The 13769-nt window shown below is 62.5% G+C and carries 13 protein-coding genes; 8 read left to right on the forward strand and 5 right to left on the reverse strand.

The genetic code is table 11. The annotated features are described in order from the left end of the window. The first annotated feature begins 51 nt into the window (after positions 1-51). Positions 52-357, forward strand: a complete 306-nt coding sequence (locus P3T42_RS31230; protein ID WP_074296543.1) for a hypothetical protein — start codon at positions 52-54, stop codon at positions 355-357. A gap of 48 nt (positions 358-405) precedes the next feature. Here the strand turns inward: P3T42_RS31230 and P3T42_RS31235 are convergent, their stop codons facing one another. The 4 genes from P3T42_RS31235 to P3T42_RS31250 form a co-directional block, all read right to left on the reverse strand. Further along, positions 406-1368: a Csu type fimbrial protein gene (locus tag P3T42_RS31235; RefSeq protein ID WP_074296545.1), complete on the reverse strand. Its 963-nt coding sequence runs from the start codon at positions 1366-1368 to the stop codon at positions 406-408. After that, positions 1365-3671 carry a fimbria/pilus outer membrane usher protein gene (locus P3T42_RS31240; protein WP_429308303.1) on the reverse strand — a complete coding sequence of 769 codons (2307 nt, stop codon included), beginning with the start codon at positions 3669-3671 and terminating at the stop codon, positions 1365-1367. The genes P3T42_RS31235 and P3T42_RS31240 overlap by 4 nt, the downstream gene beginning before the upstream one ends. A 125-nt stretch (positions 3672-3796) precedes the next feature. Beyond that, the gene (locus P3T42_RS31245) at positions 3797-4531 is read right to left on the reverse strand and encodes a fimbrial biogenesis chaperone (protein WP_429308239.1); all 735 of its coding nucleotides are present in this window, start codon (positions 4529-4531) and stop codon (positions 3797-3799) included. Continuing rightward, positions 4528-5052, reverse strand: coding sequence for a Csu type fimbrial protein (locus P3T42_RS31250; protein ID WP_083640417.1), 525 nt, complete (start codon positions 5050-5052; stop codon positions 4528-4530). The genes P3T42_RS31245 and P3T42_RS31250 overlap by 4 nt, the downstream gene beginning before the upstream one ends. A gap of 334 nt (positions 5053-5386) precedes the next feature. Between P3T42_RS31250 and P3T42_RS31255 the strand changes: the two genes are divergently transcribed. After that, a complete protein-coding gene (locus P3T42_RS31255) occupies positions 5387-6772 on the forward strand; it encodes a leucine-rich repeat-containing protein kinase family protein (protein WP_429308240.1) in 1386 nt (461 codons plus the stop codon). An 11-nt stretch (positions 6773-6783) separates the two neighbouring features. On the opposite strand, the gene P3T42_RS31260 is transcribed toward P3T42_RS31255, so the two are convergent. After that, entirely contained in the window at positions 6784-7704 is a 921-nt protein-coding gene (locus P3T42_RS31260; RefSeq protein WP_074296552.1) for a LysR substrate-binding domain-containing protein, read from the reverse strand. Positions 7705-7843: 139 nt separating this feature from the next. Here P3T42_RS31260 and P3T42_RS31265 point away from each other — a divergent pair, with 139 nt between their 5' ends. The 6 genes from P3T42_RS31265 to P3T42_RS31290 all read left to right on the forward strand — a co-directional run bounded on the left by P3T42_RS31265 (position 7844) and on the right by P3T42_RS31290 (position 13767). Continuing rightward, the gene (locus tag P3T42_RS31265; RefSeq protein WP_429308241.1) at positions 7844-9166 is read left to right on the forward strand and encodes an NAD(P)/FAD-dependent oxidoreductase; all 1323 of its coding nucleotides are present in this window, start codon (positions 7844-7846) and stop codon (positions 9164-9166) included. 26 nt (positions 9167-9192) lie between these two features. After that, the gene (locus tag P3T42_RS31270; protein WP_429308242.1) at positions 9193-9933 is read left to right on the forward strand and encodes an amino acid ABC transporter ATP-binding protein; all 741 of its coding nucleotides are present in this window, start codon (positions 9193-9195) and stop codon (positions 9931-9933) included. 50 nt (positions 9934-9983) lie between these two features. Further along, positions 9984-10802 (forward strand): ABC transporter substrate-binding protein, encoded by an 819-nt coding sequence (locus tag P3T42_RS31275; protein WP_074296559.1) that lies wholly within the window; start codon positions 9984-9986, stop codon positions 10800-10802. Between the two features lie 119 nt (positions 10803-10921). Beyond that, positions 10922-11701 carry an amino acid ABC transporter permease gene (locus P3T42_RS31280; RefSeq protein WP_074296561.1) on the forward strand — a complete coding sequence of 260 codons (780 nt, stop codon included), beginning with the start codon at positions 10922-10924 and terminating at the stop codon, positions 11699-11701. Positions 11702-11735: 34 nt separating this feature from the next. Beyond that, positions 11736-13073, forward strand: a complete 1338-nt coding sequence (locus P3T42_RS31285; protein ID WP_074296563.1) for an NAD(P)/FAD-dependent oxidoreductase — start codon at positions 11736-11738, stop codon at positions 13071-13073. Positions 13074-13083: 10 nt separating this feature from the next. Continuing rightward, positions 13084-13767: an SDR family NAD(P)-dependent oxidoreductase gene (locus P3T42_RS31290; RefSeq protein ID WP_074296565.1), complete on the forward strand. Its 684-nt coding sequence runs from the start codon at positions 13084-13086 to the stop codon at positions 13765-13767. The last annotated feature ends 2 nt before the right edge of the window (positions 13768-13769 follow it).

Raw genomic sequence — 13769 nt, forward strand, 5'->3', positions numbered from 1 at the left:
GGGGTTTCGATCTTCGGACCTTCCCGGCCTCAGCGCAGTGCGGCGGTTCGTTTGCGCGGGGTGCGCAAAACGCTAACGTTCGGCGCTGCCGTGCCTTTTCTGCTGGGCAGCATCGCCAAGACGACACCAGCCTCGGCGGCTGAACTGGCGCCGATCGCCGTGAGCCTCGTCGTACAAGAGACCTGCGAAATCCGCTCTTCGGACGCGACAAAAACCTTCGCCCTGCCCAACGTATCGTGCCTGCACGGCGCGGCGAACGCGATCGGGCGTGGGCCACTGGATCCGACGCAGCCGCTCTCCCAACTTCAAGCCGCGAAGCAAACCACGCAAAGCACGGTTTTGACCGTTGCGTTCTAAACGGACATCGTCAACCGGGTTCCCCTTCCCAGCTCATTCAACGTCACGTCAAAAGCTGATGGTGGCGGTGATCGTATCGCTGTAACTGCCGGGCGCCGGCGTGCTCTGCTGCGGCACCAGACCATACACACTGAAAACCTGGGCGATGCCGGTACCCGTTCCCGTTGCCATGACGGTGCCGCCGGTGCCGTCACCCCATGCGCTCGTATGCGCCGAGTCGACATACAGTTGGTAACCGACACTCCCCCCGCCGCCTGAGCGCTGCATCTGCCGGGCCGCAACATTGGCGCTCGCGCCACCGTTGAGCGCAATCCGGTAAGCGTCGCCATTGGTGCACTGCGCCGTGATCGATCCTGTCGCGCTCAATGCGCTGCTCAGCACGCCGGCTGCGCCAAACGCGACGTTGGTCGCGCTGATGTTGCAGTTGTTGATGACGGTGGCGCTTGCGCTGAACGCGAACGTGCTTTCGGTGGCGGTCAGCGACGCACACGTCGGAGCACCCAGCAAATAGAATCCATAGTTGAGCGAAGTCTGGTTGCCGCCGAAGTTCTGCGTATAGACGGTGCTGGCGTTGCTCACGGTGGGTACCGTGGGCTGGTTGGCGGCGATCTGCCCGTAGAAGGTGACGGAGGCGCTGGCGGTTGTCCCCGAGAGAGGTTTGACGAGCGCCAGCGAAATCGGTGTCGTGCCGGAGTAGATCGATCCCCACGTCAGCGAGTGCGCCGCATCCTGGTAGAGGTCGTACTGCATCTGATTGCTGCCGTTTGCCAATGCACGCGGACTGGTGCCGCCAAGATTCAGACAGACCTCGACGTTCGGCGTCAGCGTGATGGCAGGCCATGTGCAGGTCACCGTGACGGTGCCGGTCGTACTGACCGCACTGCGGTTGATCGGACTGACCGAGCCAAAATTGACCGCTGACGCGCTGGCATTGCAGCTTTGTGCGTGCGCGCCCTGCATCATGCCTGCCAGCAAGCATGCGACCCAGAAGATGATGGCGACCCGCCTCATGGCCCGACTCCGGCGTGGTCCGATAAGGGCCTGCACGTCAGAGGCCCGATGGTCGGCAAGGAGCCATCCTTGGGCCGAGCATAGTCGAAGCTCACCGCGCAACGCAGCGCACCGCTTGTGACGACGAGATGGTTGGTCTGCTGGAGGCCGTCGACGAACGTCATGCCATCGTAACCGACGATGGTGTCCTTGCCGCTTTCCACCTCGTGCACACGCGCACCTGGCGGCAGGACCTTGCCGTCCGGATCATGCAGAATCAGCGATGCAGCGCTGTAGCGTGTCACGCCGAAGCGCGCCAGCACACCGGACTGTGCTTGCGGTACGAGGTCGGCCGACGTCGTTGCGATGCGCGCGTCGGCGGGCAGATTCATGCTGTCGATGCTGACCTGGTTGTGCTGGTACGAGTTGAGGTCCGGAATCAACAGATGGCCGCTGCTGTCGGTCGTGCCGATCACGCGGTTTTCATGCAGCACGGGGATGCCCGCCACGCCGTCTGTCGAGACGAGCGCAAAACCATCGTCAATGCGCCGCGAAGGCTCAAGCACGTGATCCATTAGCACGACTGCGCCGGTGAGATCGAGCGAACCGCTCGTGTGCCCCGCAAGATTCTGCACGACACCCGTAACTTCGCCGTCGTTGCCGAGGTACTGCAACTGGCCCTGCTGAAACGGCACGGCGCCGTTGTCGCCGGCCTGAACGCCCCACCCCCAGCCACCGCCGTAGTCGGGCGGCCGGACTGCGTTGAGGTTGTAGTTCGACTGGCCGCCCTGCCGCCCCACGCTCGCATTGATCGACGTGTTGTGACCGAGGCCGAAGCTCAGGCCTAAAAACACACCGCGCGAGCTGTGCTGCTTGAAGTCCTGATACGCACTGAGGTTCACGGAGGCCAGGTTGCCGAAGTCCAGCGTGTATGAAACCGAGCCGATCTGCGAAGACGGCGCCTGGGGAAAGCGGTACCCGATATAACTCACTGAAAACGTCTGGTGGCTGAAGAATGGCAACGCCAGCGTGACGGTGTCGGTCGCCGTCGGCACCGGTGTGCCGTCGCGGGCAGCGAGGTCGCCGTAGTTCGAGAACGCGCGAATGGATTGTGCGTCGATCGAAAAGTGCGGCTCTATCAATTCGTATCCCAAACTAATCTGCGTTCCCGCGAGTCGGCCGGCGCTACCCGAAAGCGAACCATTGACGACGCCGCCCATGCCGAGACGCAGCAGCGCTCCAGCCCCCGCGTTGTACAGGCCACTGGTCGCTTCGGCATGGCCCTCGAGTGTCAGGGCGCTGTTCGCGCCGTAGCGCGCCGACGCGCTCGCCGCCGGCCGCGGATCGTAGTCGAACGAATCGATACCGTAGTTGCGGCGCAGAAAGCCTGCTTCGAACGAATAGCTCGACAAACCCGGCGCCAGCAAGCGGGTATCGACGTAGAGCGGTACGGAGGTCTCCACGGTACGGCCGAGCGCATCGTGGGTGATGACCGTGGCTTGCCCGGCACCGGTGATGCCCGGCACGTTGTTGACGATGAACGGTCCGCTCGGCACGTTGCCGCTATATTGCCGGACGCTGTTGATGTACAGGTCGACGGAAGAAGGCACGACCGCCGTGCCGGAGAGAGTCGGCACGGGAAACGTCACGAGGTCGGGGCGCAAGGCGAAGTTGCTGCGCCATTGAAACCCGGCCATGCGAAGTGAGCGCGTCCACGCGAGAGAACCCGAAATCGTATCGCCGATCTGGGTCGTGTCCAGCGTAGCGGGATTAGAGCGGCTCCACGACGTATCGTAGCGCGTATAGCGGCTCAGGTCGCTATACAGGTAGGCAATGCCGGTCGTGCTGAACACGCCGGCCGGGTCGAAGTAGCGCTCCTCGCTGTAGAACGCGAGGCGTTGCTCGGTATCGGTCTGGACGAACGCATCGTAGTTGATCACGAGACCGCGCGAGGACGTCGCCGCCGGCGTCGCGCTCAGCTCACGGGTATCGAAGCGATACGGCTTGCGGATACTGTCGGGCGCCTGCAGATCGATCGCCTGCTGCGCGGCATCGTAGCGATAGCGCAGGCCGGTAATGTCGTCGAGGCGCACTTCCGCCGTATCCGCGATACCGAGCCGCTCGGTCGCGATACCGAGGCTGTTCAGATCGCTACCGGTTGCAACCAGGTGTCCGTCAACCTCGCGGAAATGCACGATCACCGAAGTGCGCTGTCCGTTCAGGGTCACTTCGAGGTACAGGTCTCGCGATTCATGCGCGCGGGTGCTGACAGGCAGCATCGGCGCCTGAGCAACCGCGCAGGGACACGCAACGATAAGCAGAATGTTTGCGAGTACCGCGACGCGCACGGCGTACCAGCGATGTGCTGTCTGTCTTATTCTCATCGATCGGCTTGTGACCCGTCATGTCCTCTCCGGTTGACCCACGAAGCGCGCTCGCGATTGGGCGACTACTGCGTGCCGAGCGTAGCTTCGGCGGGCAGCGCATTCACCTGGGCGCGAATCTTCATGACGCCGCTCGGCGCAGTGTCGGGCGGCAACGTCACCTGCCATTGACGACCGCGTCCTGCCAACGCGTAACCCAGCAAGCCCTTGTTGATATCGTACGGGTTGCCGGTGCCATCGAGCAGTTGCACGGCCGCGATCTGGGCGCGTCGCGAACCGCTGTTGTCGACGCGCAGTACCCAGTGCCCGTTGTCATGCATCAGATGCCACGACAGCACCGGGACGCCGGCTGTGCCGGCAGGTTCGACGAACACCGGGACCGAATAGCGCAAACGGATAGTCACGCCGTTGGCGACGGGCTCGTCCGGTGCCGGCAATTCGTCGATCAGCAGTCGGTAGCTTTGTTCACCAGAGGGCGGCGCCGGAATCGCACGCACCAGCCGGATCAGCTGGTCGCTATGCGCCGGAATCTGGATGAGCGGCGGACTGGCCGCGAGGTCTGTGGTTGGCGTGAGCACATCGTCGCCGTTCGCCTGGTCCCAGCGGAACACACGCACCTGACCATACAGCGGCGTGTCGCCAGGATTGCGCAGCGTGATGCCCGATGCGTTTTCGCCTGGCGAAAGATCCACGGTGACCGGCGAGATCTGCAAGGTAGACGCGCTCGCCACCACTGCGAACGACAGCAGCAGTAAGCCGGCGATGAGTCCTTGCGCACCTGGCGCGCCGCGGCCCGTCAAAAGTAGACCGTCGCAGTGACTGTGGTCTGGTACGTGTCCGGCTTCGGCGTGGATTGCGCGGGCACCTGGCCATACACGGCAATCGATTGCGCAGCCCCTGTGCCCGTGCCCGCCACGGTATTGGTGCCTTGCGTGTTGCCCCACACCGTGGTGTGTCCGGAGTCCTGGTACAACTGGAAGCCGACCGTGGTAGCTGTATTGCCCGTGGCGGTGCCAGCCATCAGCCGGCTTGTGACGGATGAGCCGGTGACGGTGCCGGCATCGAGCCCGACGTTATACGGTGTCGTGTTCGTACAGGTGACAGCTACGTTGGTCTGCTGGTTGATGGCGGTGGCCAGCACACCGTTCGTGCCGAAGTTCAGTGGGCTGGCTGCAATGGAGCAATTCGCCTGCAACGTGAGAGAGACCGTGAGCGTCGCGGTTGCCGTTCCGTTCGAATAAGTCGCGGCATCCGCGATCGGTAAGCTTGCCCCAAACATGAGTGCAACAGCAGTCGCGACAGTCAATATTTGCCGTTTCATCGATCAACCCTCTTCGCTCCCGGTCGAATGAACTCGGGTAATGACGCCGCCCCGAATCGTCTTGTGTGTGAAAGTCTAGTTCGCAAAAGAGGACATTTTCAAATGCGCGAGCGGCAATCTAACAAAGTGTTACATCTAGTCGCACTCAATATGCTCTGCGCATTGGGGCCATGAGGTGTGACTATTCAGCTCGATCATTCTGGTGTACTTCTCAATCCGGATTGCCTTCGTGAAGTGCAAGTCAGAACGACAGAAGCCACCGGTTAGACGATGCAAGTAGAATCGAGCCTTATCGAATCAACCTGCCGGCACGCGCCACGCTCGCCTCATCACAGTGACCACGACCCTCGACCAACTATTCGCCGGACAACTGGCCGGTACGCAGCGCCTGACGTTAGCCTGCGGACTCCGCGAATTTCCGCGCGAGATTTTCGATCTGGCGGACACGCTGGAAATCCTCGACCTCTCCGGCAACGCGCTCTCGTCGCTACCGCACGACTTGCCGCGTCTGCATAAGCTGCGCATCCTGTTCTGCTCCAACAACCGCTTCACCGAGTTGCCTGAAGTCCTCGGCCAGTGCGAGCAGTTGAGCATGGTGGGCTTCAAGGCGAACCGGATTCGCACGGTGTCGGGGCAATCGCTACCGCGCGCGCTTCGCTGGCTCATCCTGACCGATAACGAAGTCGAGGCGCTACCGCCCGAAATCGGCCATTGCACATATCTCCAGAAACTGATGCTGGCGGGCAACCGCCTGCAGTCGTTGCCCTCGCAACTGTCTGCGTGCTCCCGCCTTGAACTGATCCGGCTTGCAGCGAATCGGCTAACGGAGCTCCCTGCATGGTTGCTCGCGCTGCCTCGGCTTTCATGGCTTGCTTATGCGGGCAATCCATTTACTGCGTTGCTGGAAGCTGCTGCACTGAACGAAACACCCATCGCGGATATGCATTGGGATGCTTTGGAGCTGCATCATCGGCTCGGAGAAGGCGCCTCGGGTGTCATCCATCGTGCCGCGCATCGGATTCCTAATGAAGATGATCGCCATGTCGCCGTGAAACTCTTCAAAGGCGACGTGACAAGCGACGGCTTGCCGTACAGCGAGATGGCCGCCTGCATCAACGCGGGCACCCATCCCAACCTGATTCCGGTGCTCGGCAAAGTGAAGGATCACCCTGCCGACAGCCATGGCCTGGTGATGGAGCTGATCGATCCGCAATTCACCAACCTGGCCGGGCCGCCCAGCCTCGATTCGTGCACCCGTGACATCTACAGCGAAGACACGCGCTTCGATCTCGCCTCGGCACTGCGCATCGCACGCGGCATCGCATCCGCTGCCGGTCATTTGCATCAGCAAGGCATCATGCACGGCGACCTGTATGCCCACAATATTCTTCATTGCGGCGCGGGGCGCGCACTGCTGGGCGATTTCGGCGCGGCGTCGTTCTACGCGGTGGATGATCGGACGCTAGCGCCGTTGCTTCAACGCATCGAAGTACGGGCGTTCGGCTGCCTGCTCGAAGAGTTGATCGCGCGCTGCGATGAAGCTGGAGCTGGGTCTACTTCGGCGTCGGCTTCCGCCACGTTAGCCACATTGGCGCAACTCAAGGCCGCGTGCTTAAGCGAGACGGTTGCGAGTCGCCCATCCTTCGTGGAGATCGTCGATACGCTATCCACGTTGAGTGGTCCGCGGCAAGATTCCTGCAGTGTGCGACCGGTCCCTTGATCGATCCCGCACTAAGCCCGCACCACCACATCGCTGCGGAAGTGTCCATGTTCCCGTTCCATAGTCTCAGTAGCGAGTTCGAGAAACGCCTGCACGACCGGATTGACATGCTGAAGTTGCGGACACACCGTAAAGCCGCGGAATAGCACATCCGGTGAAAACGGCCGGAACACGATCCGCTCCGGATTCGTATCGAGCGTGGCGAGCGGATTCACCAAACCGATCCCGAGTCCGCGCGACACCATGGCGCAAATCGTCGCCCCATACGGCGTTTCGATTGTGGGCACCTGGTTCACCTCCGCCTGGCGCAGCACACGATCGAGGGCCGAACGCGTGTCGTCCGCATACGAGGGCAAGATGAGGTGCTGATCCTTCAGATCGCGGGCGTGAATGTGTTTTTTGGCCGTAAGCGGATGCCCCGCCGGCAACGCGCACACACCGGGCAAGCGGTATAGCTCGGCGCTCGTCACACCGAACGCATCGGGCGTGGCGGTGGAGAAACCGATATCGCAATAGGCCGACGACGCCCAGCGCTGAATCGTCCCTTCACTGCGCATTTCCAGCGACACCGCAATGCGTGGATACGCCGCCAGAAAACGCTCGATCACGGTCGGTACAAACGACAGCGCCAGCACAGGCGCCGCCACCAATCGCAAGCGTCCCGTGCCGAACTGACGAATCTCACGCGCGGAATGCACGAGCTTTTCCAGGCCTACAAAGCTTCGATCGACCTCGCGATAAAACGCGCTGCCCGCGTCCGTGGCCTGGATGCGGCCGCCGTTACGCGTGAACAACGCGAGCCCTGTCGATTGCTCCAGCTCCGCGATCAAGCGGCTGATGCTCGGCTGCGACGTGCCCAGCTCCTCGGCCGCCGCCGTCATCGAGCCGCGCAGCATCACCAGCCTGAACGCCTCTATCTGTCGCTGATTCATCAGATGAGTCCCATCCGTTTAGCCTCGCCTCTCGTCAGCATGCCATATCAAAAATGAATAGAAGACGTTTTTGGCCGTATTTGACCGGATAGGCGGCGCAAACCTAGACTGGCTCTCATCCTGCAACGTTAAAGAAGCCATGCGACCCGACGCCCTGCTGTTCCACGACGATTTCCGGCTTGCGCCCTACTGGTGGGATGCGGCGCCGCCCGAGACGTCGCGCGATCCGGTGCCGGAGCGCGTCGATCTGGCGATCGTCGGTAGCGGTTACTGCGGCCTGTCCGCGGCCGCGGAAGCTGCCCGCCAGGGCGCGAGCGTCGCGGTACTCGACGCGGCCGAGATCGGCGCGGGCGGCAGTACGCGCAGCGGCGGAATGGTATCGAGCGGACAGAAATTGGCCCTGACTAACGCGATTCGCGGCGTTTCGTCCGATCGCTTAGGCCGCCTGATGCGTGAGTCGATGGCGAGCTTCGAGTATCTGCAGCACCTGATCGCCGACGAAGCGCTCGACGCCGATCTGCAGATTACCGGCCGCTTCTTCGGTGCCTTCACGCAGGGCCATTTCGAGCATCTGCGCAAGCAAGGCGAATTGCTGCACGATAAAACCGGCGTCACGGTGCACCTGATTACCCGTGCCGAGCAACGCTCGATCATCGGTTCGGACTACTACTATGGCGGCATCCTCGTCGACGAATACGGCGGCCTGCATACGGCCAAATATCATCGCGCCCTGCGCGGCCTGGCCCGGCGCCGCGGCGCGAGCCTGCATTCGCACGCCGCCGTCGAGCGCATCGAGCGGCACGGCGCGCATTTCCATGTTCAGACCGCTCGCGGCCCGATCGAAGCGAAGCACGTGCTGGTCGCCACCAACGGCTACACAGGGCCGCTCCTGCCGTTCTTCTCGCGACGCGTCTTGCCTGTAGCCAGCTACCAGATCGCCACCGAAGCACTGCCTGCCGGACTGATGTCCGCCCTCAATCCTGGCCGGCGGATGATCAGCGATTCCAAGCGCAATCTGTTCTACACGCGGCCCTCGCCGGACGGTACCCGCATGATTTTCGGCTCGCGGCCCGCCATCCGCGAAGTGGACGAGCGCGAGGCCGCGCGGATTCTGTACGCGAAGATGATCCAGCTCTGGCCGGCATTGCGCGACGTGCGCATCACCCATGCATGGAAGGGCTATGTTGCGATGACCGGCGACAAGCTCGCGCATATCGGCGAACACAACGGCATTCACTACGCGCTCGGTTGCAACGGCAACGGTGTCGCGTTGATGAGCTATCTGGGCCAGCGCGTGGCGCAACACCTGCTAGGGCTCGATGCCGCGCCGGGCGCGTTCGGCGAAGGCACATTCCCGATCAGCGTTGCGGGCATGGCGAGCCATTGGGCCGTGCCGGTCGGCGCTGCGCTCTACAAGCTCGACGATCTCTGGGACGGCCGCGCACGCGCCGCCCTGTCGTGAAGCACGTCAAGAACGAGGCCTCTCCCATGATCTCTCTGCTCAACGTTTCGAAGTGGTACGGCGAACACCGGGTGCTGACCGACTGCTCGGCGTACATCGGCCGTGGGGAAGTGGTCGTGATCTGCGGACCGTCGGGCTCCGGCAAGTCCACCTTGATCAAGACCGTCAACGGGCTGGAACCGGTGCAGCAGGGCGAGATCGTGGTGGCCGGCACGCCGGTGACCACGACTGCTCTCAACCGGAAGAAGCCGGATCTCGTCAAACTAAGGGCACGCGTGGGCATGGTGTTTCAGCACTTCGAACTGTTCCCACACCTTAACGTGCGCCAGAACCTGATGCTCGCGCAAATGCGCGTACTGCACCGCAGCCGCGACGAAGCGGCCGACAAGGCCCGCGCGCTCTTGCAGCGGGTCGGCATGCGCGCCCATGAGGACAAGTTTCCGTCGCAACTATCGGGTGGCCAGCAGCAACGCGTGGCGATTGCGCGGGCGCTTTCGATGGACCCGGTGGCCATGCTGTTCGACGAGCCCACCTCGGCGCTCGATCCGGAAATGGTCAACGAGGTGCTCGACGTCATGACCGGGCTGGCGCAAGAGGGCATGACGATGCTGTGCGTCACGCACGAAATGGGCTTCGCGCGGCGCGTCGCCAATCGCGTCGTGTTCATGGATCAAGGTGCGATTGTCGAGGACGAAGCGAAGGAAGTGTTTTTCGACCGTCCGCGCTCAGCCCGCGCACGCGAGTTTCTCTCCAGGATATTGCATTGACTTCCTCGCCATCCTCTTCAATCGGTAGTCCTTTCGACGGAGCAAACATCATGCGGTTTCGCCATTTTCTGCGCCTCTTCGCGATAGTCGTCCCCCTGTCCTTTGCCGCGGCCACCGCGGCGCAAGCTGAGGACGTCGGCACGCTGACACCCGGCAAGCTCGTCGCCGGCGTGGATGCGAACAACAAGCCCTACTCGTATATCGACGACGGCAAGATGACCGGCTTCGACGTCGAACTGCTGCGCGCCATCGCGACGAAGCTCGGCCTTACCGCCGACTTTCGCGCGCAAGACTTCAGCGGCCTGCTGCCGAGCGTGGCGAACCAGCAGATCGATCTTGCCGCCGGTTCGATTTCCATCACCAAGGAACGCCTGAAGATGGTCGATTTCTCCGAGGGCTACCTGACCGGCCTGTTGAGCGTGGCGACCTTGCCCGACAGTCCGATCACGAGCGACCCCGCTTCGGTAAAGGGCAAGCGCATCGGTGTCGTGCAAGGCACGATCGAGGATACGTATTCGGACAGCTACTTGCCTGGCGCGCAGATCGTGCGCTTTCCGAATCTGAATGCGGGCTTCCTGTCGTTGCGCTCCAAGTTCATTGACGGCTACTTCGTCGACAAGACGCTCGTCGAAGGCTTGCAAGGCAAATATCCGCAGATGAACATAGCCGATAAGCTCGATATCTCCGCGGTCAATCTACCGGCAGGATTTCCGGTGCACAAGGGTAATGCGAAGCTCGAGGCGGCCTTGAACAAGACCATCGACGAACTCGTCGCCGACGGCACCTGGCTCAAGCTGTACCTGCAGTTCCATCCGGGCTATCCAAAACCGGCGAACCTGCCGCCGTATGTCATGAAGACCGGCAGCTAGTCTGTACACAAGCGGCATCTAATCAACGCGCAAGACCCACCGACGCAGCAACGAACACGCAACCCGGCGGCCGCCGAACGCTCATCGACCGGCCGCCGACGCTCAGACAGGAGCGAATCATGAATGCCTTCCTGCAGAACTTTCTCGACTGGCCGTTGCTGATCGGGTCGCTGCCCTCGTTGCTATGCACCGGCCTCGTCAATACGCTGGTGCTGTCGCTGTTTTCAACCGTGCTCGGCATCGCGGCCGGCATGGTCCTCGCGTTGATGGCGGTATCGCACACGCGCTGGCTCATGTTGCCCGCACAGGTCTTTATCGACGTGTTTCGCGGCCTGCCCGCCGCGCTCGTCATCCTGCTGGTGGGCCAGGGTCTCGCGCCGGTCGGGCTGGCGATCTTCGGACCTAACCCTTACCCGCTCGCCATCGTTGCGCTGGGCCTGATTTCGTCGGCCTATATCGCGGAGATTTTCCGCTCGGGGATTCAAAGCGTAGGACGTGGACAACTTTCCGCGTGTCAGGCGCTCGGCATGACGTACTGGAGCAGCATGCGCCACGTCATCGTGCCGCAAGGCATCCGCCGCATTTTGCCGGCGCTGGCTAACCAGTTCATTTCGATCGTCAAGGATTCGAGTCTCGTCTACTTTCTCGGCCTGCTGACCTCGCAGCGCGATCTCTTCACCATCGGGCAGAATACGTCCGTCAATACGGCCAACCTGTCGCCGCTGGTGGCCGCCGGCGTGGTCTATCTGCTGATCACGGTGCCGCTCACGCATGCCATCAATCACATCGACCGCTGGACGAACCGTCACGCGAACCCGCGGCAAGGTGGCGCGACGCGCGGGCAACGCAAGGCGCAGGCACCGGCAGCCGAGACGGCTATCGCCGAACAACATCACTAACCTACTCATCCGCATCTAACGGGCCGCCAACACTATGGGACCACAAGTCGAGACTGTCGCCAGCGACACCAGCCTGCCCGCCGAAGTCGACGTCGTTGTGGTCGGCGGCGGGATTATCGGCGTCAGTACCGCGCTTTATCTGAGCAACAAAGGCCTAAGGGTGGCGCTCTGCGAGAAGGGGCATATTGCCGGCGAGCAGTCGAGCCGCAACTGGGGCTGGGTTCGCGTCACCCATCGCGACATGCGCGAATTCGAACTGAGCATCGAAAGCCTGAAGCTGTGGCGCACCCTGGACCGCGACCTCGGCATCGACACCGGCTTCAACCAGTGCGGCATTCTCTACATGACCGAGGACGACAAGGTCATGGAGGGGCATCGCACCTGGCTCGAGAACGCACGCAACCTCGCCGGCGATGCGTTCGATACGCGCGTAGTCGACCCGAAGCATGTCGCCGCCCTGCTGCCTGGCGCGAAGAAATCGTTCAAGGGCGGCCTCTTTACCGCCGGCGATGGCCGCGCCGAACCGCAACGGGCGGCGCCCGCCATCGCCAACGCGTTGCGCAAGCGCGGCGTGAAGATTCTGACGCCCTGCGCGGCACGCGGCATCGAAACGAGCGGCGGCCGGGTCAGCGCGGTCGTCACCGAGCACGGCACGATCCGCTGCCAGAGCGTGGTGGTGGCCGGCGGTGCATGGTCGCGACTGTTCTGCGGCAACCTCGATGTCGACGTGCCGCAACTGCTGGTGAAAGCATCAGTACTTCGAACCGAACCGCTTGAAGGCGGCCCCACCTGCAGTGCGAGCAACAAGCATTTTGCGTTTCGCAAGCGCGCGGATGGAGGTTATACGGTGGCGAATGGATTTCGCACTTACAGCGACCTCACCCCCGACAGCTTCCGTCTGTTCTTCAAGTACATCGAAGCGTTAAAGAGCCAATTGGGCTCGTTGCGTATCGGCATCGGCGCCCGCTTCTTCGAAGAACTGCGGCGCCCGCGGCATTGGGCGCTCGATCAGCCCACCGCCTTCGAACAGGTTCGCACGCTCGATCCCGAGCCGATCGTCCCCTACGTCGACGCGGGGCTGCGCGAGTTCATCAAGGTGTTCCCGCATTTGAGCCATGCGCGCATCGCGCAGCGCTGGGCCGGCTACATGGATGTGACGCCCGACGCGATTCCGGTGATCTCGGACGTGGATACCGTGCCGGGATTATTTATCGGCACGGGCTTTTCCGGCCATGGGTTCGGCATCGGTCCGGCAGCCGGAAAGCTGATGGCCGATCTGGTCGCGAACGATACAGCGCTCGTGGATCCCCACGCGTTTCGTCTGAGCCGCTTTAGCGACGGCACCAAAATCGTCATCGACGCAGGGTTCTAGGGAGAGTCGTATGCAGAAGGTAGCGATGATTTCCGGCGCGAGCCGCGGCATCGGCCGGGAGATAACCGAAGAACTGGCCCGGCGCGGCTATCTGCTGTCGCTGGGCGTGCGCAATCCCGCAGGGCTTTACGGTCACCTCGACAGCCTGGTGTTTCCCTATGAAGCGCGCGACCCCGAGGCAGGGCGCCGCTGGGTCGACGCCACGGTGGAACGGTTCGGGCGTATCGACGTGCTGATCAGCAATGCCGGCATCTGCAAGCCCATCAGTCTGGAAGACGGCAGCGACGAACTACTGGAAGAGACGCTGGATATCAACGTCAAGGCGCCGTTCCGGTTGATTCAGGCGGCATTGCCGCACTTGCGGCGGGCCGGCAATGCCCGCGTGGTGCAGATTGCCTCGCTGTCCGGCAAGCGCGTGAAGAACCTCAACGCCGGCTATCAGATGTCGAAGCATGCGGTGATCGCACTCAATCATGCCGTACGGCGCGCAGGCTGGGACGACGGCATTCGCGCCACCGCTATCTGTCCAGGGTTCGTGAATACGGAAATGGCGGCGGGTCTCGCCGATCTGCCGCCCGAAGCCATGACCCAGCCGGAGGACATTGCGTTGCTGGTCGCCAATACGATTGAGTTGCCAAACTCGGCGAGCGTGGCCGAGATCCTCGTCAATTGCAGGCACGAAGATCTTTTTTAGCG

Source organism: Paraburkholderia sp. GAS38, assembly GCF_050434965.1.
In the GTDB taxonomy this organism is placed as follows: Bacteria; Pseudomonadota; Gammaproteobacteria; order Burkholderiales; family Burkholderiaceae; genus Paraburkholderia; species Paraburkholderia phenazinium_A.